This window comes from Nocardiopsis sp. iso_237, assembly GCF_056173345.1.
On the sequence record NZ_CM149669.1, the window covers coordinates 5,671,929 to 5,698,223 of the forward strand.

Here is a 26,295-nt window from a genome sequence, read left to right on the forward strand (position 1 = left end):
CCAGCTTGGGGGGCGCGGGGTCGGTCGGCGGCGCGGCGGTGGTCGTGTCAGGGGCCGATGTAGCTCATGACGTGCTTGACCCGGGTGTACTCCTCGAACGAGTACGCGGAGAGGTCCTTGCCGTAGCCGGAGTGCTTGAACCCGCCGTGCGGCATCTCCGCCGTGATCGGGATGTGGGTGTTGATCCACACGCAGCCGAAGTCGAGGCGGCGCGAGACCCGCAGCGCGCGGGCGTGGTCGCGGGTCCACACGCTGGAGGCCAGGCCGTACTCCACCGCGTTGGCCCAGTTCACCGCGGTGTCCTCGTCGGTGAAGCGCTGGACGGTGAGCACGGGGCCGAAGATCTCGTCGGTGACCAGTTCGTCGCCCTGGCGCAGCCCGGAGACGACCGTGGGCGCGTGGAAGAACCCCCGCTCACCCACCCGGGAGCCACCGGTGAGGATCTCGGCGTGGTCGGGGGTGCGCGCCAGGAAGCCGGTGACCCGGGCCAGCTGGTCGGCGTTGTTGAGCGGGCCGTAGGCGGCGTCGGCGTGGTCCGGCCCGGCGGTGACGGTGCCGCGCGCCTGTTCGGTGAGGGCGGCGGCGAGGTCGTCGTGGATGCCGGGGGCGGCGAGGATACGGGTGGCGGCGGTGCAGTCCTGGCCCGCGTTGAAGAACCCGGCCTCCGCGATGCCCTCGGCGGCCCGTTCGACGTCGGCGTCGTCGAAGACGATCACGGGTGCCTTGCCGCCGAGTTCGAGGTGCAGGCGCTTGAGGTCGCGCGAACCGGCCTGCGCGACCTCCATCCCGGCCCGGGTGGAGCCGGTGAGGGAGATCAGCGCGGGGATCGGGTGGTCCACGAGGGCGCGGCCGGTGTCGCGGTCGCCGCAGACCACGTTGAACACCCCGGCGGGCAGGAACTCGGCGGCGATCTCCGCGAGCAGCAGCGTGGAGACCGGGGTGGTGTCCGAGGGCTTGAGCACGATCGTGTTCCCGGCCGCCAGGGCCGGGCCGATCTTCCAGGCCGCCATGGCCATCGGGTAGTTCCACGGGGTGATCTGGCCGACCACGCCGAGGGGTTCACGGCGGATCCAGGAGGTGTGGTCGCGCAGGTACTCGCCCGCGGCGCGGCCCTCCAGGTTGCGGGTGGCTCCGGCGAAGAACCGCAGGGCGTCCAGGACCTGGCCGATCTCCTCGGTCCGGGTGAGGCCCACGGGTTTGCCGCAGTTGCGGACCTCGGCGGCGACGAGGTCGTCGGCGCGGGCCTCGACGGCGTCCGCGAACCGGTTGAGCGCGATCTGCCGTTCGGCCGGGGTCCAGTCGCGCCAGCCGTCCTCGAAGGCGCGGTGCGCGGCCCGGAAGGCGGCGTCGACGTCCTCGGGGCCGGAGACCGGAGCGGTGGCGAAGACCCGTCCCGTGGCGGGGTCGACGAGTTCGCCGCGGCGGCCCTCGACGGTGTCGGCGTACGCGCCGTTCACGAAGTTGCGCAGGTGTTCGGTTTCGGGCCCTTGGGTCACGGCGGCTTCCCTGGGTTCGGGCGCAGCGGGCGCGCGGGTGTGTGTGGCCTGTGACCCGACACTGCCATCACCGTTGGGCGACTTCAAGCCTTACCAAAGGATTCCGTTGTGAAGTTTGGGCGGCTCGACGGAATACTTGACAGAGGCTGGCCTGAGGCGACTGTTTCTATTGAGTGGGGCGCTCAGGATGGAGTGCTCGCCGCGGGGCGGGACATGATCACCTTTGCCCAGGGGTCGACCGGCGGGTACGTGCCGCTGGGCGGGCTGAGCGCGCGGGGCACGCTGATGGAGCCCTTCCAGGTGGAGGGGTCCCGATCACCGTGAGCGTGGGCCGTTGAGCGGGACGTCGGCGGCGTCGACCGGGAGTGGCCACAGCTGGACACGGGCACAGGACGTTCTCCGCCGAGTTCGGGGTGTCACCGTGGGCAGGACAGTGGGTGAGTCCACAGACCCATCCCCCTCGGAGGCTCCAGACATGTACCCCCAGGCCGAAGCACTCACCTTCCGCAAGTCCTCTCACAGCAACACCGCGGGAGAGTGTGTGGAGGTCGCCCACTTCCGGAGGTCCACTCACAGCGGCTCCGGTGACGACCGCATCGAGGTCGCGGACCTGCCCTGCGGTGCCGCCGTCCGCGACACGAGGCACCGCGAGCACGGACACCTCGCCTTCCCCTCCCCTGAGTGGACGGCGTTCCTGCGTCTCACCTGACCCGGGCGACGGACCAGGGAACCTCCGCCCCCGCGAAGGTTCCCTCCGAGGTCGGTGCTACTTCGGGCCGCGGCCGACGGCGTAGCCGTACTGGACGGGCCAGCGGGATTCGGCTCCCAGCTCATCCGCCGCACGGTGGGCCCAGTAGGGCTCGCGCAGGAGCTGGCGGCCCAGGAACACGGCGTCGGCGCGGCCCGAGGCCACGATCTCCTCCGCCTGGGCGGGCTCCAGGATCAGGCCGACCGCCGCGGTGGGCAGGCCGGTCTCCTGGCGCACACGTTCGGCGAAGGGGACCTGGTAGTCGGGAGCGGCGGGGATCGACGCGTCGTGGACCATGCCGCCGGTGGACACGTCGAGCAGGTCGACACCCCTGGTCTGGAGCTCCTTGGCCAGGCGCACCGTGTCCTCGGCGGTCCATCCCTCGCGCGGGTCCTCGGTGTTCTCGGAGATCCAGTCCGTAGCGGAGGTGCGGAAGAGCACGGGCAGGTGTTCGGGCCAGACCTCTCGGACGGCCTCGACGACCTCCAGCGGGAACCGCATGCGGTTCTCCAGGGTGCCGCCGTAGGCGTCCGTGCGGTGGTTGGCGGCCGGGGAGAGGAAGGAGTTGAGCAGGTAGCCGTGGGCACCGTGCACCTCCACGACGTCGAACCCGGCGGCGAGGGAGCGCTCGGCCGCCTTCGCGAAGTCGCTCACGAGCTGGCCGATCTCCTCGACGGTCAGCTCGGCGGGTGCGGGGTGGTCGTGGAACGGTTCGGCGCTGGGCCCGACCGTGGTCCATCCGCCGTCGGCGGGCGCGACGGGCCGGTTGCCGAGCCAGGGCCTGTCGACCGAGGCCTTGCGTCCGGCGTGCGCGAGCTGGATGGCGGGCACCGATCCGTGGGCGCGGACGGCGGCGGTGATCCGCGCGAACGCCTGCTGCTGCCGGTCGTTCCACAGGCCCAGGTCCCACGGGCTGATCCGCCCGTCCGGGCGCACGGCGGTCGCCTCGACCATGACCAGGCCGAGGCCGCCCGCCGCCCGGTCGGCCAGGTGCGCCAGGTGGAAGTCGGTCGGCACCCCGGTCTCGGGGCCCTCGGAAGGTGCGGAGTACATGCACATCGGGGACATCCACGCGCGGTTGGGGATCTCCAGCCCTCGCAGCGTCAGCGGGGTGAACAGGGTGCTCACAGGCGTTCCTTCGCATAGGCGGTCTCGGGTGTCGGCGGGACCGACCTTTGTACGGTACAAGTCGTACTACGGCGCTTGTCAAACTACGACGGTGTTCGTACATTGAGACACGAGCCGAACGGAAGGGGGTCAGAGCATGGCCAGGACCGCCCGCGCCAGCCAGGGGCGACAGTGCGCGCATCCCGAGACCGACCAGATCCGCCTGGAGGACGTGCTCAGCGCGCTGTCCGATCCGATCCGGCTGCGCATCGTCCACGACCTCTTCCTGGGCCACGACGACATGGCCTGCATCGCCTTCGAACTCCCGGTGAGCAAGTCCACCTCGACCCACCACTTCCGCGTCCTGCGCGAGGCCGGCGTCATCCGCCAGCACTACGAGGGCACCTCCCGCATGAGCGGACTGCGCACCGAGGACCTGGAGGAGCGTTTCCCCGGTCTGCTGTCGGCCGTGCTCCGCGCCCGGAGCCTGGACGCGACGGTGCCCGGCCGGACCGTCTGAGAAGTGGTGTCCGACCGGGCACGGCTCAAGAGTTCCCGTGGATGGCTCCACTGGACCGAACTACGCGAGTCCGGACGTCTTTGACCTGGGGAGCGAGCACCCCGGACTCAATCCCGAGATGCGGCCGACGGGTGTCACCTCTTGCCCTTGGAGTGGCCATGTGGAGGGGTTCCGCCCCCTGAGGCGCGAGCCTCGTTCCTGAGCAGGGCGCGGGACGCTCGATCAGGCACTCAGGCCGTAGCCGTCGACGAGGACGCACTCCTCGGCGGGGCGCTGCTCCAGGTAGCCCCACTCCAGGAGGTCGTTGACGGGCACGTTGCCCTCGCCCTCGGCCTCGGGGACCTCCTCCGCCGGAACGAGCAGCTGCTCGCCGCCGCCGGGCTGCTCGAAGTGCGGAGCGATCGGGCCGACCCACGCGGTGACCGGCTCGGTGACCTCGTAGCAGTTGTAGTTGTGCTCGGGCCCGTCCGGCCACGTGTTCAGCGAGTTGGGCGGCAGCGCACGCTCCTCGTAGGAGGCGCCGGCCGGAGCGAGGAACGAGCCCCACGGGGAGCCGAAGCGGTCCAGCATCCAGCCCGAGGGCAGCTCTTGGAGTTCCTTCACCGGCTGGCCGTCGACGACCACGAAACCGTCGTGCTCCGGGTAGTCCCAGCTGCCGTCCACGGTCCACCAGCGGTCGAGGAACTCCACGGGGGACAGGCCACCGAACCGGTCGTACCCCTCGACCAGGGTTCCCACGGGGCCGTCCTGCGGCAGTTCGGACGGGCCGAGACGGGGGTCGCCGCACAGGTAGCGCTCCAGGTCCTCCGCGCTGGGCGGCGGGGACAGCACCGGACAGCCCGAGGGCTCGGCGTGAGCGGGGGCGGTGGCGGTGGCGGTCATCAGCAGGGCGAGGGTGATCCCGGCCAGCAGAGGGAACTTCGACATCGGACTCCGTTCGACTCGACCCCGAGAGAACACCGAGGGTCATCAGCAAGCTACGGATCGAAGTCAACCACAGGAGCGGTGTACACGGCCGCCGGGGGCGCTCGACCCGATCCCCTGTTCGGTGCGGTCGAGCCGCGCCAACCCGAAGCACGGCTCCCACTTCCGGTGCCGGTGATTGCATTCCCGCGTCGCGGAGTCCAGGCTCTGTGGTGAGTGACCGCGGTTCGCGGCCGCATCGGTTCGAGGGTGGGAGTCCCGTCATGTCCCGTGTGAGGGTCCACAACTTCTCCGTCTCCGTCGACGGGTTCGCCACCGGTGAGGGGCAGGCTCTCGACACCCCGTTCGGCCACGCCGGATCGCGGCTCCACCAGTGGTTCTTCCCGACCAGGACCTTCCAGCGGATGCAGGGCAACCCGGGCGGGAGCACCGGGGTCGACGACGCCATCGCCGGCACCTGGGCCGTGGGCATCGGGGCGGAGATCATGGGCCGCAACAAGTTCGGCGCCGAGCGCGGCCCCTGGGAGGACGACGACTGGAAGGGCTGGTGGGGATCCAACCCGCCCTTCCACACGCCGGTCTTCGTTCTGACCCACCACCCCCGCCCCTCGCTGGAGATGGAGGGCGGCACCACCTTCCACTTCATCGACGCCGCACCACGGGACGCGCTCCGCCAGGCGCGCGAGGCCGCGGGTGGCCTGGACGTACGAATCGGCGGCGGGCCGACCACGGTCCGCGAGTTCCTCGCGGCGGACCTCGTCGACCACCTGCACGTCGCCGTCGTCCCGATCGTCCTGGGCCGTGGCGAGCGCCTGTGGGACGGTCTCGAAGGGCTGGAGGGGCGGTTCGAGACCGAGTCCGTGACCACCCCCAGCGGCGTCACGCACATGACCTTCACCCGGCCGTAGCGACGGTCGGCCCGCTGGCCCCGAATTCAGCGGGGAAACCGGGACGGGCGCGGCGCAGCCTCCGGAGAGGGGGCTAACCCAGGTACTCGGCGCGCACCGCGTAGATGGCCGCCTCCGTACGGGAATGCACCTGGAGTTTCTCCAGGATGTTCCGGACGTGGTTCTTCACGGTGTTCTCCGTGATGAAGAGGCGCTCACCGATCTCCCTGTTGTTCAGCGAACGCGCCAACAGCTTCAGCACCTCGGTCTCACGAGGGGTGAGCTCGGGAATGGCGGGAGCGGCCTTGGGCGTGCGCTCCTGTTTGGCCAACCCGGCGAACTCGCTGATCAGCTTGATCGCCATGGAGGGGTTGATGAAGGAACGCCCCTCAGCGATCGCCCGGACGGCGCGCGCGATGTCGGTGACGGCGATCTCCTTGAGCAGGTAACCCGTCGCCCCCGCCTTGAGCGCCTCGAAGAGGTCCGCCTCGTCCTCGCTCATGGTGAGCATGACGAACTTGACCTCGGGCACCGCCGCGCGGATCCTCGGACAGGCCTCGATCCCCGTGGAGTTGGGCATCATGACGTCCATCAGCACCACGTCGGGCCGCAACTCGGTGGCGAGCACGACCGCCTCGTCGCCGTCGGCCGCCTCACTGACCACGTCGATGTCGGCCTCGTCGTTGAGGACCGAAACCAGCCCCCTGCGGAAGAGCGCGTGGTCGTCCACCACGAGGACCCTGATCGGGGCCGCCGGTGCCACCACCTCCTCCGAGGCGTAGTTCAGCCGAGCGGGTGACAGGGGGTGGGGACTCACCAGAACTCCTATTGCGCATAACCGAAATACCGGGTTTCCGGATCGGCTCGCTGACGGCGGTTCCGAGAATCCGGACAATGGGGGAGTTCACCAGCGAATCCTCCCTCAGCGAGGCTCTCTACACTGTCCCATAAGTGATCAGAGAACGGTATGTGCTTGGAATTCTCGGCCGTCTCCGGGCACGGTCGGCGATCCACCGCGATCGGCGGAGAACGGCGACCCGCGCCTACCCTCCTCCGCCACCCTCTCCCGCGTGCTCCAGGGCGGCCAGCGCGGTCACCGCGCCCAGCTCCCAGCAGGCCTCCCGGGCGTCCGCGTCCGGACGGCCGGTGACGGCGACCGGGGGCCGGTGTCGGTGCCACCCCATACCCTTGGCCACCGACTCCACCGAGCGGACCGCTCCGGAGGTGTCGTTGTCACCGTGGACGTACAGTGCGTACGGAAGCCCCTGTGTGTCGACCTGCACGGGGTAGTACACGGTGTCGAAGAAGTGCTTGAGGGCTCCGGACATGTAACCGATGTTGGCGGGGGTGCCGAGTACCACGGCGTCGGCTTCGAGCAGGTCCGCGGCGTTCGCGGAGAGTGCTGCCTTGACCTGCACTCGTACGCCTTCGATATCGTCTGTACGGGCGCCGTCGAGCACCGCGTCCAGCAGTTCCCTGGTGGCGGGGGAGACCGTGTGGTGAACGATGAGGAGTCGTGCCATGCCCCCCACATTAGGCAGATCCCCCCTGGCGTGGCCCGGTCACACGCTCCCGCTCACCGTGAGCACCGCGGAAGAAAGCCAAGGACCCCATGAATCAGCCTCCTCCCCACGGACAGGACCCCTATCAGGGTGGTCCTCCCTACGGAACGCCCTCCGGCGGCCAGCCCGCCATGGGCCCGCCCTCCGGTGGCCAGCCCGCCATGGGCCCGCCCTCCGGTGGCCAGCCCGCGATGGGTCCGCCCCCGCCCGGCGGGATGCCCCCCGGCGGGATGCCCCCGGGCGGAATGCCTCCCGGTGGGATGCCCCCCGGCGGCGGACCGCCGCCCATGGGCCCGCCCCCGCCCGGTGGGTTCCCTCCCGGCGGCCCCGGCGGCCCCTACGGCGGTGACCCCTACGGCGCCCCGGGCGGCCCCGGCTACGGCGGCGACCCCTACGGCGGCCAGTACGCGGGCGGCCAGTACGGTCCGCCCACCCCTCCCCCGTCCAAGGGCGGCGGCCCCTGGCTCTGGATCAGCCTGGGCTGCGGCGGCCTCTTCGTCATCGGCGTGGCCCTGGTCGTCCTCCTCGTCTTCTTCCTCTCCGACGACGGCGGCGACGACCCCTACGGCGGCGGTTCCTCCGGCGGCACCTCGGAGTCCGAGGAGTCCGAGGGCACCGGCGAGGCCTCCGGCAACACCAGCACCGGCCTGGGCAACGAGGAGCGCTCGAACCCGGAGATGCCGGGGGTCGGTGAGGAGGTCAGCCACAACGGCATGGCCTTCACGATCACGGAGATCGAGGTCGACGCCGACGTCCCGGGGCACACCCCCTACGGCCAGTACGTCGTGGTGTACGTGAACGTCACCCCCGACGGCAACGAGGACATCGAGTTCTGGCGCGACGAGCAGCACCTCTACACCTACGACGACGAGGCCATCCAGGAGGACTACGTCGCCACGGAGAGCTTCGACTCGAACCTCAAGATGGACGTCGACCTGGCCCCGGGTGAGTCCGAGGTCGCGCCGATCGTCTTCGACGTCGACGACCCCGCGGACATCTCGTACATGGGTCTGAGCGCCGAGTTCCTCGGCGGCGACGAGATCGAGGTGGACGTCACCGGCTGACCCGCTCCGACCGAGCGCGCCCCAGCCGCACTCCTCCACACCGGACCGCGACCACGGTCCGGGCAGCACCGCCCGAGGGCGGCCGGGCACACCCGCCCGGCCGCCCTCGGGCGCGTGTACGAAGGCATGAAAATCCATGCCCAAGGCGCGGCGAAACCTGTCGCTTCCTCCGAATTGATTTCACCGCACAAAGGACATTGGCAACCCTGGCCACGGGAGTGTGCAGGGTTCACCGGTTTCTTTTCCGTCGCCCGGATGTCGGACGTTGACCGGCCATTCCCCTCTTACCTAAGGTGCGACCTCTACAACGCGCCGGCCGCGTCCTTCGCCGCCCGCAGTCGGGGCGGCGCTCGAAGAGGAGCGAGGGAACCATGCCGCACACCGTCCGGGCCGCACTCGTACAGACCGAGTGGACCGGTGACGCCGAATCCATGATGGCCGCCCACGAGAAGTACGCACGCGACGCCGCCGCCCAGGGAGCGCGGGTCATCGGCTTCCAGGAGGTCTTCAACGCCCCCTACTTCTGCCAGGTGCAGGAGCCCGAACACCACCGCTGGGCCGAGCCCGTCCCCGACGGCCCCACCGTCACCCGGTTCGGCGCCCTGGCCAGGGAACTGAACATGGTCATGGTGCTACCGGTCTTCGAGGTCGAGAAGCCCGGCTTCTACTACAACACCGCCGCCGTCATCGACGCGGACGGCACCTACCTCGGCAAGTACCGCAAGCACCACATCCCCCAGGTCAAGGGCTTCTGGGAGAAGTACTACTTCCGCCCCGGCAACCTGGGCTGGCCGGTCTTCGACACGGCGGTCGGGCGGATCGGCGTGTACATCTGCTACGACCGGCACTTCCCCGAGGGGTGGCGCGCGCTCGGACTGGCCGGGGCCCAGCTGGTCTACAACCCCTCCGCCACCAGCCGGGGCCTGTCCGCCTACCTGTGGAAGCTGGAGCAGCCCGCCGCGGCCGTCGCCAACGAGTACTTCGTGGCGGCGATCAACCGGGTCGGGGTCGAGGAGTACGGCGACAACGACTTCTACGGAAGCAGCTACTTCGTGGACCCGCGTGGGCGGTTCGTCGGAGACGTGGCCTCCGACACCGACGCGGAACTGGTCGTGCGCGACCTCGACTTCGACCTGGTCGACGAGGTCCGCCAGCAGTGGGCGTTCTACCGGGACCGCAGGCCGGACGCCTACGGACCGCTGGTGGAGGGGTAGGCCCATGACTCGGACCCTCATCAGCGGCGGCCTCGTCGTCACCGCCTCCGAGGAACTGGAGGCGGACGTCCTCGTCGAGGGCGGCAGGGTAGCCGCGCTCGCCCTGCGCGGCAGCGACCCGGCCCGCTCCTGGGCGGAGAGCGGCGCCCGGACCATCGACGCCACCGGCCACTACGTCGTCCCGGGCGGCGTGGACGGCCACACCCACATGGAGATGCCCTTCGGCGGTACCCGGTCCGCCGACACCTTCGAGACCGGCACCCGCGCGGCCGCGTGGGGCGGCACCACCACCATCGTCGACTTCGCGATCCAGCGGCCGGGCGAGTCCGTGCGTTCAGGGGTGGACGCCTGGATGGCCAAGGCCGACGGCAACTGCGCGGTCGACTACGCCTTCCACGCGATCCTGTCCGACGTCAACGAGTCGTCCCTCAAGGAGATGGACGTCCTCGTGGACGAGGGCATCACCTCGTTCAAGCTGTTCATGGCCTATCCGGGCGTGTTCTACAGCGACGACGGGCAGATCCTGCGGGCCATGCAGCGCGGCGCCGCCAACGGCGCGCTCACCATGATGCACGCGGAGAACGGCATCGCCATCGACGTCCTGGTGGAACAGGCGCTGGCCGAGGGCCGGACCGACCCCCGGTACCACGGGGAGGTGCGCCGGGCCCTGCTGGAGTCCGAGGCCACCCACCGCGCCATCCAGCTGGCCCGGGTGGCCGGGGCGCCGCTGTACGTCGTGCACGTGTCCGCGACCGAGGCGGTGGCCGAGCTGGCCCGCGCCCGGGACCTGGGCCTCAACGTGTTCGGGGAGACCTGCCCGCAGTACCTGTTCCTGTCCACCGACAACCTCGCCGAACCGGGGTTCGAGGGCGCCAAGTACGTGTGCTCCACACCGCTGCGCCCCCGGGACCACCAGGAGCACCTGTGGCGGGCGCTGCGCACCAACGACCTGTCCGTGGTCTCCACCGACCACTGCCCGTTCTGCTTCGTCGGTCAGAAGGACCTGGGCGCGGGCGACTTCTCGAAGATCCCCAACGGCATGCCGGGGGTCGAGCACCGGATGGACCTGCTGCACCAGGCCGTGGTGGAGGGGCGCATCAGCCGCCGCCGGTGGATCGAGCTGGCCTGCGCCACCCCGGCGCGCATGTTCGGGATGTACCCGAAGAAGGGCACCGTGGCCCCGGGAGCCGACGCCGACCTGGTGGTCTACGACCCCGGCGCCGAGCAGACCCTCTCGGCCGCCACCCACCACATGAACGTGGACTACTCCGCCTACGAGGGGAAGCGGGTGACGGGCCGGGCCCGCACCGTGCTCTCGCGCGGCCGCGTGATCGTGGACGACGGTTCCTACCTGGGCTCGGCCGGTGACGGCTCCTACGTGCCCCGGTCCACCTGCCAGTACCTGGTCTGAGGAGGCTCACATGGACTTCGGACTCGTCCTCCAGACGGATCCGCCCGCCGACCTGCTGATCGAACGGATGGTCCGCGCCGAGGGGCACGGCTTCACCCACGGGTGGACGTTCGACTCCGCGGTGCTCTGGCAGGAACCCTTCGTCATCCACAGCCGGGTGCTGGACCGGACCGAACGGCTGGTGATCGGCCCGATGGTCACCAACCCGGGCACCCGCTCGTGGGAGGTGACGGCGTCGACGTTCGCCACCCTCAACGACATGCACGGCAACCGGACCGTCTGCGGGATCGGCCGGGGAGACTCCGCCATGCGGGTGGCCGGACGCAAACCCGCCACGCTCGCCCAGCTCTCCGAGGCGATGACGGTGATCCGGAACCTGGCCGAGGGCCGGGAGGCCCAGGTGGGCGGGGCCGGTATGCGCATCCCGTGGGTGCGCGAGGGTTCCCTCCCCATGTGGATGGGCGCGTACGGCCCCAGGGCCCTCGAAATGGTGGGGCGCGAGGCGGACGGCTTCATCCTCCAGCTCGCGGACCCGTACCTGACCGAGTGGATGGTGCGGGCCGTACGCACCGCCGCCGAGGCCGCCGGGCGCGGTCCCGACGCGGTGCGGATCTGCGTGGCCGCGCCCGCCTACGTCACCGACGGGTCGGCCGAGGGGTTGGCGCACGCCCGGAAGCAGTGCCGTTGGTTCGGGGGGATGGTCGGCAACCACGTCGCGGACCTCGTGGCCCGGTACGGCGACCAGTCGGACATGGTGCCCCAGGAGCTCACCGACTACGTGAAGGCCCGGGAGGGTTACGACTACAGCCACCACGGCCGGGTGGACAACCCGGACACCGACTTCGTGCCCGACGCCATCGTGGACCGGTTCTGCCTGGTCGGACCGGTGTCCGACCACGTGGAGAAGTTGGAGCGGCTGCGCGCCGTGGGGGTGGACCAGTTCGCGGTCTACGCCATGCACGACGACGTCGACGGGGTGATCGACACCTACGGCCGGGAGATCGTGCCGGCCCTGTCCGGGGAACCCGTGGCCTGACGCCGCTCCCCCGCCCTCGTGGGCCGGTACCCGTGCGGGTCCCGGCCCACGAGGCGTCAGTACGACACGGATGACGTGCGAAGATATTCGATGGCCTGAAGCAGATCAGGATATTTCGGGTATGCCCGGGGTCTCGCACAGGCCGCACGCGCGTGGGCCCGGCGTCGCGCCCACGCACCTCGCTCCCCGTCAGCACCACCGAAACACAGGTGTCCCGTGTCCCACACGCCATCCGCGCCAGAGTCAACATCCCAGGTCGTCCACCCCGACGGCCGGGTGTCGATGCCCGAGGGCACCACGCTCCCCGACGGCCCGTTCGTCAACGACGACCTCCAGCCCGTCCCCATGTCCAAGCGGACCTGGGGCACCGGGAGCTTCACCGCGCTGTGGGTGAGCATGTCGGTGAGCATCCCCGCGTGGACGCTGGCCAGCGGGCTGATCGCCGCCGGGATGGACTGGCGGCAGGCGATGGTCACCATCGTCCTGGGCAACCTGATCGTGCTGCTGCCGATGGTGCTGACCGGCCACGCGGGCGCCAAGTACGGCATCCCGTTCCCGGTGTTCGCCCGGTCCTCCTTCGGACTGCGCGGCGCCAACCTGCCCGCCCTGCTGCGCGGCGCGGTCGCCTGCGGGTGGTTCGGCATCCAGACGTGGGTCGGCGGGCAGGGCGTGTACGTCCTGGCCGGTCGCCTGTTCGGTGACTCCTGGACCGGCGCCGCCGCGATCGGCGGCTACGCGTGGACGCTGTGGCTGTCGTTCGGCCTGTTCTGGCTGGTGCAGGTCGCCATCATCCTGTGGGGCATGGAGGGCGTGCGCAAACTCCAGGTGTGGGCGGCGCCGCTGATGGCCGTCGGCGGCGTGGCCCTGCTGGTGTGGATGGCCTTCGAGGCGGGCGGCTTCGGCCCGATGCTCAGCACGGAGGACGGCCTCGGCTGGGGGCCGTCGTTCTGGGTGCTGTTCTTCCCCTCGCTCATGGGCGTGATCGGTTACTGGGCGACCCTGACCCTGAACATCAGCGACTTCACCCGGTTCGCCTCCTCGCAGCGCTCCCAGGTCCTCGGCCAGTCGCTCGGCCTGCCCACCACGATGACGCTGTTCTCGCTGATCGCGGTGATGGTGACGGCCGGGACGTCGGTCGTGTACGGCGAGGCGCTGTGGAACCCGATCGACGTCGTGAACCAGATGGGCAGCGGGATCGGCCTGCTCTTCGCGATCTTCGTGGTGTTGCTGGCGACCGTGTCCACCAACATCGCCGCCAACCTGGTCGGCCCCGCCTTCGACCTGGCCAACCTGAAGCCGAACTGGTTCAGCTTCCGGGTGGGCGCGATCACGACGTCGTTCCTGGGGGTCATGATCTTCCCCTGGAAGCTCATGGAGGACGAGAACGTCTACATCTTCTCGTGGCTGGGCACGGTCGGCAGCCTGCTCGGCGCGGTGGCGGGCATCCTGCTGGCCGACTACTGGCTGCTGCGCCGGACCCGGGTGAACCTGCCCGCGCTCTACACGCGCGACTCCGAGTACTGGTACTCGCGCGGCTGGAACTGGCGCGCGCTGGTGGCCTTCGGTGTGGGCGCCCTGCTGGCCGTGGGTGGCGCCGACCTCGGTTCGGGCCCGGTCATCGGGTTCCTGGCCCCGCTGGCCGACTACGGCTGGGTGGTGGCACTGCTCAGCGCACTGCTGCTGCACTGGGCGCTGGGCCGGTTCGTCCCGGACCGCCGCCAGCAGGAGGCCGACCTCGCCGCTGCGGGGAGGCCCGCCCAGCCCGCGGCCTGACCCCGCCCCCGTGACACCGTGACCCCGGTTCCTCGCAATGGCCAGTGACCATGCGAGAACCGGGGTCGACCCTTTTCCTCTCCCGGGCGCGCACCGAAACGCGGAGCCACTGACCCGGTCCACGACCGCGCGGGGTCCGTGTCCGGCATCTCCCGACACGCCGGGCCCGGCCCCGCTTCCCGGGCCGACCAACCGGACACAGCGTGCCGAACAGCACGGCATGTTTCGTTGTTTTCCGTGGTCAGAGGGGGGTAACGTCGAAATCTGCGTACATCCCCCGGGCATCCGCCACGTGGGGAACGACGGCCAGCGGACCTCTCAGGCACACTCACGCCACCGCGTCCCCGTGGGCGACACGTCAACCCGGCGTGTGAACCGGATCGTGCCCCATGCCGTCATCAATGTGGAGTTCTCGTACGAATGGTGCGTGAACACCAGAAAAGCGTCAGTACACCATCCGCGAAACCCTTCACCCCACGGGGCGTCACGGTCATCCGCGACTCGGCCTGACGTGCCGCCACCGAGCACGTTGTCCCCCCAAGGTCGGGCACAGAGTTTCCACGAGTTCCACGGGAGACGAACTTGCCTGATATCACCACCCCGCGTCCCATCCCCGCCCCCGCCACCCGCACGGTGGCGGTCGTCCTGGCGGGAGGCAGCGGCCAACGCATCGGCCTGGCGACGCCCAAGCAGCTGCTCAAGATCGCCGGGAAGACGATCCTGGAGCACACGCTCACCATCTTCGAGCGGGCCGAGCGGGTGGACGAGGTCATCGTGATGATGAACCCCGGCTTCGTCACCGACGCCCAGAACATCGTCGACCGCGCCGGGCTGACCAAGGTCACCCAGGTGATCCCCGGGGGGACCTCCCGCAACGCCACCACGCAGCTCGCCCTGGACGCGCTGGCCCACCTGCCCGCGCCCACCACGAACGTCCTCTTCCACGACGCCGTCCGGCCGATGCTCTCCCAGCGGATCATCGAGGACTGCGTGACGGCCTTGGAGACCCACGAGGCCGTGGACGTGGCCATCCCGTCGTCGGACACCATCATCGAGGTCGACGACGAGCTGATCACCGACGTCCCCACCCGGTCGCGACTGCGCCGCGGGCAGACCCCGCAGGCCTTCCGGCTCTCCGCCATCCGCGACGCCTACACGCGCGCGTGGGAGGACCCCGGCTTCGAGGCCACCGACGACTGCTCCGTCGTGCTGCGCTACTCCCCCGACGTCCCCATCCACGTGGTCGCCGGTGAAGAGCAGAACATGAAGGTCACCCAGCCGGTCGACATCTTCATCGCGGACAAGCTCTTCCAGCTCGCCACCTCGGCCACCCCGGAACTGTCCGAGGAGGAGTACGCCCGCGAGCTCTCCGGCAGGACCGTCGTGGTCTTCGGCGGCAGCTACGGCATCGGCGCCGGTGTCGCGGACCTGGCCGAGAGGCACGGCGCCCGCGTCTTCCGCTACTCCCGCAGCGCCACCCGCACCAACGTCGCCAACCCGGACGACGTCGCCGGTGCCCTGGAGCAGGCCTACACCGCCACCGGACGGGTGGACTTCGTGGTCAACACCGCCGGGGTCCTGCGCATCGGCCGCCTGGACCAGACCGACCCGGCCGAGATCGAGGACACCCTCCGGGTCAACTACCTGGCGCCGGTGAACATCGCCCGCGCGTCCTTCCCGTACCTGGCCCGGACCGGCGGGCAGCTGCTGCTCTACACGTCCAGCTCCTACACGCGGGGCCGCGCCGAGTACAGCCTCTACTCCTCCACCAAGGCCGCCACGGTCAACCTCACCCAGGCCCTGGCCGACGAGTGGTCCGCCGACGGGGTGCGGATCAACTGCATCAACCCCGAGCGCACCCAGACGCCCATGCGCACCAGGGCCTTCGGTGACGAACCCGCGGGGAGCCTGCTCAGCTCCGACCAGGTCGCCCGCACCTCCGTCGACGTCCTCCTCTCCGACCTGACCGGCCACGTCGTCGACGTGCGCCGGGACGGCCCCGCCCTGTCCCCGGCAGGAGCCCGCACGCACGAGAAGGAACGGGAAGCGGCGAAGTGAAGAACTACCTCGCGCGGCTCGGGCTGGACCGCACCGCCCTGGCCGTCCTCGGGATCATGGGGCTGACCTTCCTCCTCCAGGCGATCGAGGTCGCCCTGGCCCAGGTCTGGGTCTTCGGCGCGCTGGCGCTGGTCCTGTACGCCACCGAGTGGCTGGTCTCCCAGCGCGTCACCGCGCTCGGCAAGGTCCTGAGCCGCATCCGGTTCGGCCTGACCGTGCGCACCCTGGCCCGTCAGGTGCTGGTGCTGGCGCTGTACGCCTCCGTGGACGCGGTCGGCACCCCCGCCTACTGGTGGACCGTCGGCGCCGTGGCCGCGTTCTTCGTCCTGACCCTCGCCTACGACCTGCTCCGCCAGCAGGTGTTCCGCCGGGCCAGGATGCCGGTGAAGACCCGCAACCTGGACCTGTCCGCGCTCGGGGTGCCCGAGGTCCCCGAGCCGCTGCGGAAACTGTCCATGAGCCGACTCCTGTTGGCCGACCTCCCGCTGGTCCTGGGCGCCGTCGGCCATCTCGCGGGCGGCCCGGCCGTCCTGGCCGAGGCCGGCGCGGCGCTCACGATCCTCCTGGCGGTGGTCGCGGTCGGGTTCGTGGTCCCGGTCTTCCTGGCCCACCTGCGGATGCCCTCCCATGAGGAGGTCATCGAGGAGGTCAACCGCGCGCTGCGGGGGATCGAGCCCGAGGTGGTCCTGTACTTCACCTTCGGTGTGGGCCAGCAGAACGCCGTCTACCAGGCGAACATGTGGCTGGACGCCCTGGAGAAGGGCGACCGGCGCGCGCTGGTGATCTTCCGGGAACGCGGGAACCTGCCGCACCTGGAGCCGACCTCCCTGCCGGTGGTGTGCGTGCCGCGCGCCGACGACCTGGCCGCCCTGGACCTCTCGGCGGTGCGGGTGGCCCTCTACCCGGGCAACACCGGCAAGAACATCCACCTGATCCAGCGCGCCGAGATCAAGCACGTGTTCGTCGGCCACGGGGACAGCGACAAGCTGCCCAGCAGCAACCGCGTCAGCCGGATCTTCGACGAGATCTGGGTGGCCGGGCGCGGCGGCCGCGACCGCTACGAGCGGGTCCGGCACGCCATCGACGACCGCGACGTGGTCGAGGTGGGCCGTCCGCAGCTGGTGGAGGTGCGGGGGCACCGGCCGCCCGAACAGCGCGCGGTACCGACCGTCATCTACGCGCCGACCTGGGAGGGCGTGGACGACAACAACTACCTCACCTCGGCGGACACCGCCGGGCTGGAGCTGGTGGAACGGCTGGTCAGGGGACCCGAACCGGTCACGGTGATCTACAAGCCGCACCCGCTGCTGGGGCGGCGCGCCCCCGCCGCCGGAGCGGCGCACCGGCGGATCATCGAGCTGATCGAGGAGGCCAACGGCCGCCTGGAGCCGGTGACGCCCGAGGCCGTGCGCGAGCTCACCGAGCTGCGGGAGCGGATCGACGCCTTCCGGGAGGGCGCCTCGGAGCGGCACGTGTCCCCCGAGGACCTGGTCGGCTACCGGGAGCTGCTGGACCGCTGGCACTCCCTGTACTGGACCTCCTCGGGCCCCCTGCGCCACCACGTGGTCACCGGCACCCTTCCGTCGCTGCTCTCGTGCTTCAACGAGTCCGACGTGATGGTCAGCGACATCTCCAGCGTGGTCGCGGACTTCGTGGCCAGCGGGAAGCCGTACGCGATCGTGGACATGCAGGGAACAGACGACGACGAGTTCCGTCGGCAGTTCCCGTCGGCGGGCGCGGGCTACGTGCTGCGCCCCGGGCTGGCCGGGCTGGAGACCGTCCTGGCCGCCGCCCGCGAGCCGGAGGGCGACGAGCTGGCCGGACGCCGCGCGGTGCTCAAGCAGTACCTGCTGGGCCCGGACGAGCCGGACTCGCTGACCCGGTTCGACACCGCCGTGAACGACCTCTACGAACGGGCGCTGCTGGACTTCCCGCTCGGCACGACCGCCGAGCCGATCCCGGCCGACCCGTTCCGGGGTCCGGCCGACACCCCGGTGCCCGTGGGCGACTGACCACCACGGGGCCGGAGACGGTCATCGACGAGAGTGGGCCCGCGCGATCCTCGCGCGGGCCCACTCTCGTCAGGGTGTGTGTCAGGCGGCCTTCCGGTTCTCGGGCGCGGCCAGTTCCAGCTCCTCCAGGGCCTGGTTGATGTCCCGGGTCACCCGGGCGAACTCCCGGGTGGAGAGCCACAGCTTGTAGATGATGAGCATCTCGAAGGCGAGCATCATGGCGGCGGAGGCGATGATGGTCACCACCATGCCGACGGGGGAGAACATCCCGACCAGCGGGGCGACGATGAACACGCCCATCTGGAACTCGATACCGCTGAACAGGTGCGGGCGGATCCGGCTCCCGCGCAGCACGTCACGGTAGCGCCGGTACCAGGGGAACCGCTGGTGGAAGCCCTCCTGGAGCGCGGTGCTCTGGAGCGCCTTGGCCTTGCGGTTCGGGGTGAGGACGACCGGGCCGTCGGCCCCTTCGGCCCCGTCGGTGTCCTCCGGCTCGTCCGACCGGCTCTCGGCGCGGGCGACCGGGGCCTTGACCTGCTCGACCCGGCCGATGGCGACGCCGTCGTCGTCGCCCGCACCGTCGTCGTCGAACCCGGCCGCCACACGGCGCACGCCGCTGGTGTCCTGGTCCTGGGCGTGCTCCTCCACCTCGCGGATGGCCTGCGCGATGTGGCGGCGCATGGCGGAGCGGACCTTCGCCATCTGCGGCGAGTTCAGGTACCGGAACATGTCGGTGAAGACGATGCCCAGCAGGACCCACAGGAAGAGCGGGTTCCCCGTGACGGCGAACTGGCCGCCCATGAGGGCGATTCCGCAGATCAGAACGCGGATGCGGTCGAAGACGTAGTCCAGCCAGCTACCGAAGACCGAGCCGTTGCCCTTGAGCCGGGCGATCTTGCCGTCCATGCAGTCGAGCACGAAGCTCAGGTGGAAGAGGACGGCCCCGGTGAGCAGCCAGTACCAGTCAGCGAGGTAGAAGCAGAGCGCGGCGACCAGTCCGAGGACCAGGGCCGCCAGCGTGAGCTGGTTGGGGGTGATCGAGGTGCGGTTGGCGGTGAAGCGGACCAGGCGGGACGCGAGGGGATCGACCAGCCAGACCGTCCACCACGAGTCGCGTGGTTTGTAGGTCTGTTCCCGTACGTCTTGGAGGGTGAAGGATGACATTCCGGTGACTCCAGGCATGTTCTGGGGGTGCCGCCACGGAGGGGCGGCGTAGGGCAACTCGTGGCACGGGGTATGCGGGACCCGTGGCCACGTGGCCGTCGTCGGAGGTGCCTGGGGGATCTCGGCGCCAGCGGGTTCGCAGGGGGGAGACCGAAGACCGGGGTCCGGCGCGGTCAGGGCCGTACTCCGGGGCATCTCTGTTGTGTTCGTCAGCCAAAGGAAGACGCCGAAGTGAACGAAGGGGTTCACACGAACCAAGATCGGGACACATCGTGATGAACGCGAGGTTCGACGCACCCCACGGGAGCGCCGGGGCGACGAACCCCGTGCGGGTGGACCCGCAACCTCACATGTGACCCGGCACACACGTTTCCCCTGTTCAGGGATACGCATTCACACAGATTCCATCTCGACTCGACAACAGCGCCCGTACCTCACACAGGACACACCCCGGTGCTGCTGATACTGGACCGGCAGGGCGTCTCCCTCAGCCCCCACCGCGTTCCGGCACCCCGTCGCAAGCACCGAACGGCCCGGCTGGCCCCTGCCCTCACCTCCTTCGAGCCCGAGGCAGACCCGTGTCCGTTCCCGCCCTGAACCGCGCCCACGACCCCGTCACACCCCGCGTGACCCGCCGCCGCCCCGACATCGAGGGGCTGCGCGCCGTCGCCGCCCTGCTGATCGCCGTCTACCACATCTGGTTCGGCACGGTCTCCGGCGGTGTCGACGTCTTCCTGCTGCTCACCGGCTTCCTCATCACGGGGTCGCTGGTCCGGGCCATGGAACGCGACGGGCGCGTCGACCTCGCCGCCTTCTGGACCAAGCTGGTCAAACGGCTCTTCCCCGCGGGAGCGGTGGTGCTCGCCGCGGTCCTCCTGATGGCCCACGCGTACTTCCCGCGCTCCCAGTGGACCACCGTCATCGAGGACGTGTGGGCGGCCGCCCTCTACTACGGGAACTGGCACCTGGCGCTGGGATCGGTCGACTACATGGCGGAGAACTCCGCCGCCAGCCCCGTCCAGCACTTCTGGTCCCTGGCCGTGCAGGGGCAGTTCTACCTGCTGTGGCCCGTTCTGGTCGGCGTCGCCGCACTGGTCGCCGCCCGGCTGGGCCGCTCCGTCCGCTGGGGCGCCGCCGTGGCGGTCGGCTCGGTGTTCGCGGCCTCCTTCGCCTACTCGCTGTGGATCACCTCCACCGAGCCGGTGTGGGCCTACTTCGACACCGGCGCCCGCCTGTGGGAACTGGCCCTGGGTGGCCTGCTCGCGCTCTTCGTGCACCGGGTGGACCTGCCCGGCTGGGCGCGCACGGCCGCCGGATGGCTCGGCCTGGTCGCGCTGGTCCTGTGCGGGTTCGTGATCGGTGACTCCCTGGCCTACCCGGGCTACGCCTCCCTGTGGCCCACCCTGGCCGCGCTGCTGATCATCCTCGCGGGGGCGGGCCGGGCGGCGAACGGCCGCCTGTCCGCCAACCGCCTCCTGGGCGCGCGCCCGCTGACCTGGCTGGGCGGGCACGCCTACACCCTGTTCCTGTGGCACTGGCCGGTGCTGGTCCTGCACCTGGAGCTGACCGGGCTGGACCGCCCCACCCCCGGCGGCGGCCTGCTCGTCCTGGGGGTGTCCTTCGCGGCGGCGCTGGCCACGAGCTGGCTGGTGGACGGCGGCGTGAACCGGGCCACCCGGGGGCTCCGCGCCCCGGTGTGGTCACTGGCGGCCGGGGTGCTCTTCGTCGTCCCCGTGCTGGTGGCGGGGTCCCTGTGGGGGCAGTCGATCGAACGCGACCGGCAGCTGCGCACCGAGCTCAGCTCCAACCCGCTCGCCTACCCGGGCGCCGCCGTCCACCTCGACCAGGACCTGGCGCGGAACCTGCCCGCCCTGCCGATCTACCCGGACACGACCACGGTCGCCCGGGACACCATCGACCAGACCCGCGAGTGCAACGCGCTGACCAACCAGCCCGAGGTGGTCACCTGCGAGTTCGGGGACGTGCGCTCCGACTACACGATCGCCCTGGTGGGCAGCTCCCACGTGCGGCACTGGTTCCAGGCCCTGGAGACCCTCGCGGACCAGCACGGGTGGCGGCTGGTCACGATGACCAAGAACGCCTGCCAGTTCAGCGCCGAGGAGCAGTGGTACCGGGGTGCGGAGTACCCCGAGTGCACGCGGTGGAACGACAACGTCATGGCCGCGCTGGACGAGCTGGAACCGGACACGGTCTTCACCCTGGCCTCGCTGACGAGTGTGCGCACCGGCCCCGACGAGCACGTCCCCGAGGGCTTCGTGGAGCGCTGGCGCCAGCTGGACGAGCGGGGCGTGGACGTCGTCGCGGTCCGGGACACCCCCCGGTTCTCCTTCCGGGTCCCCGACTGCACCGACCGCAACCACCGGTCGGAGTGCTCGGAGCCGAGGTCCAACTCGATGGCGGCGGAGGCCCCCTACGAGGAGCTCACCGACGTCCCGCCCAACACCCGGTTCCTGGACATGACCAACTACCTGTGCCAGGAGGAGGTGTGCCACGGAGTGATCGGGAACCAGCTGGTGTACTACGACACCAACCACTTCTCCTACTCCTTCTCCCAGTCGCTGGCGATGGTCATGGAGCCCTACCTGCTGGCCGCCGCGAACCGGGCGCCGGAGGCGGAGCTCACCCTCGCGGAGGCCGCCCTGCCGCTCCAGGAGGAAGCGGTGGAGGTGGGCAACCAGTCCTGACCGCGGCGGGCCTCACCCCAGCTCGCCCCGGAGCCTGCGCCCGTGCAGGACGCGCAGGCGGTCCACCCAGTCGTCGTGCTCGGGCGCGTGGAAGTGGTTCTGCTCTCCCCACTCCCGGCTGGGCCGCCGGAACCGGGTGGCGCGCACGTCCGCGAGGGTGCCGAGCAGGCCGCTGCCCTCGAAGACCGCGTTGCCCTGCTCCGGGCCGACCCCGAAGTCGGTGAGGACGAGGGTGGGCACCCGGTGCGCGACGGCCTCCACCACCGCCGCCGAACCGACCGCCGCCAGGCCGCGCGCCCGGTCCAGCTGGTCGGACAGGCGCCCGGAGCGGAAGACCAGCGTGTGGTCCTCGGCCAGGTCGGCGCGGACCAGTGAGCGCCAGGACTCCACGAACGGGTGGCGCTCCCCCCGCTCACGTCCCAGGTGGACGACGACCTCCAGGTCGGGTCGGCCCTCCGCCAGCTCCGTGAGGGCCAGCAGGACGCCCCGGCGCCCGCGTTCGGTGTCCGGCGCCCCTGGGTGGGCCGCGTACACGATCCGGTCGCGCCGGGCGCCCTCCGTCCGCCGTCCGAACGGCAGGCTGCCCAGCCCCACCTCCCCCCGGACGCCGAGCCCCTCGCCCAGGGCGGCGTACTCAGCGACCTCGCGGCGGCTGTGCGCCACGAGCAGGTCGACCCTGGAGCGGTGCAGCCACTCCCCCTCGGTGGCGGGCAGCGAGAGCGGCGGAAGCGCGGACACCACCACGGGCCGGTACCGGCGCACCACGGACCTCAGGGAGCAGGACAGCGTCTCCACCAGCGGGCCGGAGCAGTTGAGCAGCACGACGTCGGGGCGGTGGCGCCGGACCAGGGAGCGGACCTGGCGCGCGGTGAGCACCGGCACCCGCAGACCGGCCTGGCGGCTGCCCTCGGTCTCGTCGCGGATCCGGGCCGGGGAGGGGGTCCGGTCGGTGCGGGCGACCGCCAGTCCGACGGTGGTCCCGGCACCGGAGAGCCGGTCGAGCATGGTGACGGTGAGCCCGACCCGCTCCGACGAGTCGGCCACCGCCAGGATCGTGGGCGCCCCGACCCGGGTAGCGGGGCGGCTCCCAGTGGGAATGAGGGTCACGAAGCCGTCTCCTTGGCGTTCGGAATGGAGATCCCAGGCTACACACGGAGCGTGACCACTCGGGAACGCATGGTTCGGAGAACGCGAACGGCGGCCGCCCCCTCGGGGACGGCCGCCGGGCAGGTGAGCGCTACTCGCCCTTCCAGACGGGGGCGCGCTTCTCGGAGAAGGCGATCGCCCCCTCCATGGCGTCCTGACTGACGAACACGGGGCCCGCCAACTCGTTCTGCCGGTCCCACATCTGGTCCGAGGACCAGTCGTCCGAGGCCTGGATGATCTCCTTGGAGACCTTCAGGGCCAGCGGGCCGTTGGGGGTGATCCGGGCGGCCAGGGCCCGGGCGCCCTCCAGGGCGCCGCCGCTCTCGGTGACCTGGTTGACCAGACCGAGCTCGGCCAGGCGCCCCGCGCCGACGAAGTCGCCGGTCAGGGCGAACTCCATCGCGATGTTGCGGGGGATGCGGTGCTGGAGCCGCAGGAGGCCGCCAGCCCCGGCGACCAGGCCGCGCTTCACCTCGGGGATCCCGAACTTGGCGTCGTCCGCCGCGACGACCAGGTCGCAGGCGAGCACCGCCTCGAACCCGCCCGCGAGGGCGTACCCCTCGACCGCCGCGATCAGCGGCTTCTTCGGGCCGCGCTCGGCGAAACCGCCGAACCCGCGCCCCTCGACCACCGGGACCTCGCCCTTCATGAAGGCCTTGAGGTCCATCCCGGCGCAGAAGGTGCCGCCCGCGCCGGTGATGATCGCGACGTTGACGTCCTTGCGGGCGTCCACGTCGTCCAGCGCCTCAGCGATGCGCGCCGCGACCGCCGCGTTCACGGCGTTCTTCGCCTTGGGACGGTTGATGGTGATGACGGCGACGCCGTCCTCAGCCGTGTAGAGAACCTCGTCGGACACGGTGTCCTCCTACTTCGGGGGCATGCGGAGGCCGCCGTCGATCCGGACGACCTCGCCGTTGACGTAACTGACCTCCAGCAGGGTCCGGGCCAGCTTGCCGAACTCCGCGGCGGTGCCCAGGCGCTTGGGGAAGGGGACCGGGGCGGCGAGGCGCTGCTTGAACTCCTCCGAACCCGGGCCGTCGCCGTAGATGGGCGTCTCCAGGATGCCGGGGGCGATGGTGTTCACGGTGACGCCGATGGCGGCGAGGTCGCGCGCCGCCGGGAGGGTCATACCGATCACGCCGCCCTTGGAGGAGGAGTAGGCGATCTGACCGATCTGGCCCTCGATGCCCGCGAGGGAGGCGGTGTTGAGGATGGAGCCGCGCTCGCCGTCCTCGTTGACCGGCTCGGTCTTGGCGATCTCGGCCGCCGACAGGCGGAGCACGTTGAAGGTGCCGATGAGGTTGACCTGGATGACCTTCTGGTAGCTGTCCAGGTCGTGGGGGTTGCCGTTCCGGTCCACCGTGCGGGTGGCCCAGCCGATCCCGGCGCAGGAGACCGCGACCCGGAAGGGCTTGCCGGTGTCGACGGCGGCCTGCACCGCGGCCTTGACCTGGTCCTCCTGGGAGACGTCGGTGGAGACGAAGACGCCACCGATCTCCTTGGCGACCGCCTCGCCGCGTTCGGCGTTGAGGTCGGCGACGACGACGGTGGCTCCGGCGGAGGCGAGTTCCTTGGCGGTGGCCTCACCGAGGCCACTGGCGCCGCCCGAGACGAGGGCGGAGATTCCGTTGAGATCCATGGCCGCACTCTACAGAGAATGTGACCCGCGCACTAGAACCGGGTTCGGTTAATCGCGGGTAACGCCCTGACCAGCGACACTGAGAGGGACTTCAGGATTCAACCGAGGAGGATTCGATGGCCGAGCCGCCCCCCGAACGGTTTCTCACACCCCCCGGAGGCTGGACCGCCGACGGCATGGACGACCTTCCGCCGGGGGCACCCCGAGTGGAACTCGTCGACGGAGCGCTCGTCCCGCTCTCCCCTCAGACCCGGTTCCACTCACACGTGCGGACGAGGCTGGCGAACGAGATCCAACGAGCCGCGTCTGGGAACGTCGACGTCGTGGTCGGGATGACGATGAAGCTGGGCAGGTACCAGCGGCCCGAGCCCGACATCCTCGTCTACGAGTTCGCGGAGGGGAGGGACGACCACCTCGACTGGTACGAGGCCACCCACGTCCCGCCCGAGGACGTGCTCATCGCGATCGAGATCGTCTCCCCGGAGTCCCGGGAGCGGGACCGCACCACCAAACCGATGAAGTACGCGGCCGCCGGGATCCCGCACTTCTGGCGGATCGAACCCGAGGAGACGGGACCCGCGATCCACGTGTACGAACTCGACGGCACCGCCTCGCCCCGGTACGTCCCGACCACCGTCGCCCGGGAACGGCTCAAGCTGGACGTGCCCTTCCCCATCGACGTCGACGTGAGGGCGCTGACCCCTCGGCGCTGACACTCACCACCGGGCCCTGCCCAGACGCTGCTGGCGGCGGCGTCCGCGCCCCCTCGGCAGGGCCTCGCGCGCGAGGTCGGCTGCGCCCACCAGGCCCGCCTCGTTGCCCAGGGCGGCGGCGACCACACGGGCCTCCGGCCGGTAGCCGCGCCCGGTCAGACTCCTCGCGAACGCGTTCCGCGCCGGGCCGAGCAGCGGCTCGCCCACCTCGGACACACCCCCGCCGATCACGAACAGCTCCGGGTCGAAGGCCGCCGCCAGGTTGGCCAACCCCACACCGAGCCACCCGCCCGCCTCCTCCAGGAGCTCACGGCAGGCACGGTCCCCCTTCCGGGCGAGCTCGCTCACCAGCGGCCCCGTGATCAGCGCCGGGTCCCCGCCCACGGCCTGCCAGAGCACCTCCGCCACAGGGGACTCCGCCGTCACCAGCTCGCGGGCCTCACGGGTGAGCGCGTTGCCGCTCGCGTACTGCTCCCAGCAGCCCCGGTTCCCGCACTCGCAGCGGTGCCCGCCCGGCACCACCGTCATGTGACCGAACTCGCCCGCCAACCCGTAGCGCCCGCGTCTGAGCTCACCGCCCAGGACGATCGCGCCGCCGATCCCCGTGCCCAGGTTCACCACCACGACGTCGTCCACACCCCGTGCGGCACCCGCCCGCACCTCGGCCCAGGCGGAGGCGTTCGCGTCGTTCTCCACCACCACGGGCAGCCCCAGACGCACGGACAGGGCGTCCCTGAGCGGTTCCTCACGCCAGGACAGGTGCGGGGCGAACAGCACCCGGGAACGGCGCTCGTCGACGAACCCGGCCGCGCCGACGCCCACGGCCCGCACCCGGTACTCGCGGCGCAGCTCGGACACGACCGACACGATCGTGTCCTCCACCACCGTGGCGCTCCTGCTCCGCGCCGGGGTCTCCGTGCGCAGCCGCGCCAGCACCCGGCCGCCGGGCGTGACCACCCCTGCGGCGACCTTGGTCCCCCCGATGTCCACACCGACGGTGAGGGAGTGCCCGTACCGCGCGTCCGTCATCATGCCCGCTCCACTCCACCCGCCGGGGACCAGGCGATCCCCGTCCGACCCTAGGGAGCGGCCCGTCCGGGGCCGCCCCACCACACC

Annotated in this window: 22 protein-coding genes; 12 read left to right on the top strand and 10 right to left on the bottom strand. The window is 70.9% G+C overall.

Features of this window, described 5'->3' with window-relative positions; all coding sequences use genetic code 11:
* Window positions 1-47 precede the first annotated feature (47 nt).
* Window positions 48-1,496, bottom strand: a complete 1,449-nt coding sequence (locus AC0VYM_RS25420) for a gamma-aminobutyraldehyde dehydrogenase (protein ID WP_475456265.1) — start codon at window positions 1,494-1,496, stop codon at window positions 48-50.
* Window positions 1,497-1,971: 475 nt separating this feature from the next.
* Between AC0VYM_RS25420 and AC0VYM_RS25425 the strand changes: the two genes are divergently transcribed.
* Window positions 1,972-2,205 (top strand): DUF397 domain-containing protein, encoded by a 234-nt coding sequence (locus AC0VYM_RS25425; protein ID WP_475456267.1) that lies wholly within the window; start codon window positions 1,972-1,974, stop codon window positions 2,203-2,205.
* A gap of 57 nt (window positions 2,206-2,262) precedes the next feature.
* Here the strand turns inward: AC0VYM_RS25425 and AC0VYM_RS25430 are convergent, their stop codons facing one another.
* Window positions 2,263-3,372, bottom strand: coding sequence for an NADH:flavin oxidoreductase/NADH oxidase (locus tag AC0VYM_RS25430; protein WP_475456268.1), 1,110 nt, complete (start codon window positions 3,370-3,372; stop codon window positions 2,263-2,265).
* A 136-nt stretch (window positions 3,373-3,508) separates the two neighbouring features.
* Between AC0VYM_RS25430 and AC0VYM_RS25435 the strand changes: the two genes are divergently transcribed.
* Window positions 3,509-3,871: an ArsR/SmtB family transcription factor gene (locus tag AC0VYM_RS25435; RefSeq protein ID WP_475456270.1), complete on the top strand. Its 363-nt coding sequence runs from the start codon at window positions 3,509-3,511 to the stop codon at window positions 3,869-3,871.
* A 222-nt stretch (window positions 3,872-4,093) separates the two neighbouring features.
* Here AC0VYM_RS25435 and AC0VYM_RS25440 read toward each other — a convergent pair whose 3' ends face one another.
* A complete protein-coding gene (locus AC0VYM_RS25440; protein ID WP_475456272.1) occupies window positions 4,094-4,798 on the bottom strand; it encodes a TNT domain-containing protein in 705 nt (234 codons plus the stop codon).
* Between the two features lie 260 nt (window positions 4,799-5,058).
* Here AC0VYM_RS25440 and AC0VYM_RS25445 point away from each other — a divergent pair, with 260 nt between their 5' ends.
* The gene (locus AC0VYM_RS25445; RefSeq protein ID WP_475456274.1) at window positions 5,059-5,703 is read left to right on the top strand and encodes a dihydrofolate reductase family protein; all 645 of its coding nucleotides are present in this window, start codon (window positions 5,059-5,061) and stop codon (window positions 5,701-5,703) included.
* A 73-nt stretch (window positions 5,704-5,776) separates the two neighbouring features.
* Here AC0VYM_RS25445 and AC0VYM_RS25450 read toward each other — a convergent pair whose 3' ends face one another.
* Together AC0VYM_RS25450 and AC0VYM_RS25455 are read right to left on the bottom strand one after the other, a co-directional pair.
* Window positions 5,777-6,499 (bottom strand): response regulator, encoded by a 723-nt coding sequence (locus AC0VYM_RS25450; RefSeq protein WP_378738474.1) that lies wholly within the window; start codon window positions 6,497-6,499, stop codon window positions 5,777-5,779.
* A gap of 226 nt (window positions 6,500-6,725) precedes the next feature.
* Window positions 6,726-7,205 carry a flavodoxin family protein gene (locus AC0VYM_RS25455; protein ID WP_475456276.1) on the bottom strand — a complete coding sequence of 160 codons (480 nt, stop codon included), beginning with the start codon at window positions 7,203-7,205 and terminating at the stop codon, window positions 6,726-6,728.
* An 89-nt stretch (window positions 7,206-7,294) separates the two neighbouring features.
* Here AC0VYM_RS25455 and AC0VYM_RS25460 point away from each other — a divergent pair, with 89 nt between their 5' ends.
* From AC0VYM_RS25460 to AC0VYM_RS25490, 7 genes are all read left to right on the top strand, one after another.
* Entirely contained in the window at window positions 7,295-8,308 is a 1,014-nt protein-coding gene (locus tag AC0VYM_RS25460) for a DUF4352 domain-containing protein (RefSeq protein WP_475456278.1), read from the top strand.
* A 371-nt stretch (window positions 8,309-8,679) separates the two neighbouring features.
* Window positions 8,680-9,522, top strand: coding sequence for a nitrilase-related carbon-nitrogen hydrolase (locus tag AC0VYM_RS25465; protein WP_475456280.1), 843 nt, complete (start codon window positions 8,680-8,682; stop codon window positions 9,520-9,522).
* A gap of 4 nt (window positions 9,523-9,526) precedes the next feature.
* Window positions 9,527-10,933 carry a dihydropyrimidinase gene (hydA, locus tag AC0VYM_RS25470; RefSeq protein ID WP_475456282.1) on the top strand — a complete coding sequence of 469 codons (1,407 nt, stop codon included), beginning with the start codon at window positions 9,527-9,529 and terminating at the stop codon, window positions 10,931-10,933.
* A 10-nt stretch (window positions 10,934-10,943) separates the two neighbouring features.
* Complete coding sequence (locus tag AC0VYM_RS25475) at window positions 10,944-11,969, top strand: TIGR03842 family LLM class F420-dependent oxidoreductase (protein ID WP_475456284.1); 1,026 nt, start codon at window positions 10,944-10,946, stop codon at window positions 11,967-11,969.
* Window positions 11,970-12,185: 216 nt separating this feature from the next.
* Window positions 12,186-13,742: an NCS1 family nucleobase:cation symporter-1 gene (locus AC0VYM_RS25480; RefSeq protein ID WP_475456286.1), complete on the top strand. Its 1,557-nt coding sequence runs from the start codon at window positions 12,186-12,188 to the stop codon at window positions 13,740-13,742.
* A gap of 582 nt (window positions 13,743-14,324) precedes the next feature.
* Window positions 14,325-15,800, top strand: coding sequence for an SDR family NAD(P)-dependent oxidoreductase (locus AC0VYM_RS25485; RefSeq protein WP_475456288.1), 1,476 nt, complete (start codon window positions 14,325-14,327; stop codon window positions 15,798-15,800).
* A complete protein-coding gene (locus AC0VYM_RS25490) occupies window positions 15,797-17,812 on the top strand; it encodes a glycerophosphotransferase (protein WP_475456290.1) in 2,016 nt (671 codons plus the stop codon). The genes AC0VYM_RS25485 and AC0VYM_RS25490 overlap by 4 nt, the downstream gene beginning before the upstream one ends.
* 81 nt (window positions 17,813-17,893) lie before the next feature.
* Here the strand turns inward: AC0VYM_RS25490 and AC0VYM_RS25495 are convergent, their stop codons facing one another.
* Window positions 17,894-18,976, bottom strand: a complete 1,083-nt coding sequence (locus AC0VYM_RS25495; protein WP_475456292.1) for a CDP-alcohol phosphatidyltransferase family protein — start codon at window positions 18,974-18,976, stop codon at window positions 17,894-17,896.
* A 578-nt stretch (window positions 18,977-19,554) separates the two neighbouring features.
* On the opposite strand from AC0VYM_RS25495, the gene AC0VYM_RS25500 reads away from it, so the two are divergent.
* Window positions 19,555-21,681 carry an acyltransferase family protein gene (locus tag AC0VYM_RS25500; RefSeq protein WP_475456294.1) on the top strand — a complete coding sequence of 709 codons (2,127 nt, stop codon included), beginning with the start codon at window positions 19,555-19,557 and terminating at the stop codon, window positions 21,679-21,681.
* A gap of 12 nt (window positions 21,682-21,693) precedes the next feature.
* On the opposite strand, the gene AC0VYM_RS25505 is transcribed toward AC0VYM_RS25500, so the two are convergent.
* From AC0VYM_RS25505 to AC0VYM_RS25515, 3 genes are all read right to left on the bottom strand, one after another.
* Window positions 21,694-22,788, bottom strand: a complete 1,095-nt coding sequence (locus AC0VYM_RS25505; protein ID WP_475456296.1) for a DUF6716 putative glycosyltransferase — start codon at window positions 22,786-22,788, stop codon at window positions 21,694-21,696.
* Between the two features lie 130 nt (window positions 22,789-22,918).
* On the bottom strand, window positions 22,919-23,683 hold the full coding sequence (locus AC0VYM_RS25510; protein WP_475456298.1) for a crotonase/enoyl-CoA hydratase family protein: 765 nt from the start codon (window positions 23,681-23,683) through the stop codon (window positions 22,919-22,921).
* Window positions 23,684-23,692: 9 nt separating this feature from the next.
* Window positions 23,693-24,466, bottom strand: a complete 774-nt coding sequence (locus tag AC0VYM_RS25515; protein WP_475456300.1) for an SDR family NAD(P)-dependent oxidoreductase — start codon at window positions 24,464-24,466, stop codon at window positions 23,693-23,695.
* Between the two features lie 116 nt (window positions 24,467-24,582).
* Between AC0VYM_RS25515 and AC0VYM_RS25520 the strand changes: the two genes are divergently transcribed.
* A complete protein-coding gene (locus AC0VYM_RS25520) occupies window positions 24,583-25,179 on the top strand; it encodes a Uma2 family endonuclease (protein WP_475456302.1) in 597 nt (198 codons plus the stop codon).
* Window positions 25,180-25,182: 3 nt separating this feature from the next.
* On the opposite strand, the gene AC0VYM_RS25525 is transcribed toward AC0VYM_RS25520, so the two are convergent.
* The gene (locus AC0VYM_RS25525) at window positions 25,183-26,211 is read right to left on the bottom strand and encodes an ROK family glucokinase (protein WP_475456304.1); all 1,029 of its coding nucleotides are present in this window, start codon (window positions 26,209-26,211) and stop codon (window positions 25,183-25,185) included.
* Between the last annotated feature and the right edge of the window lie 84 nt (window positions 26,212-26,295).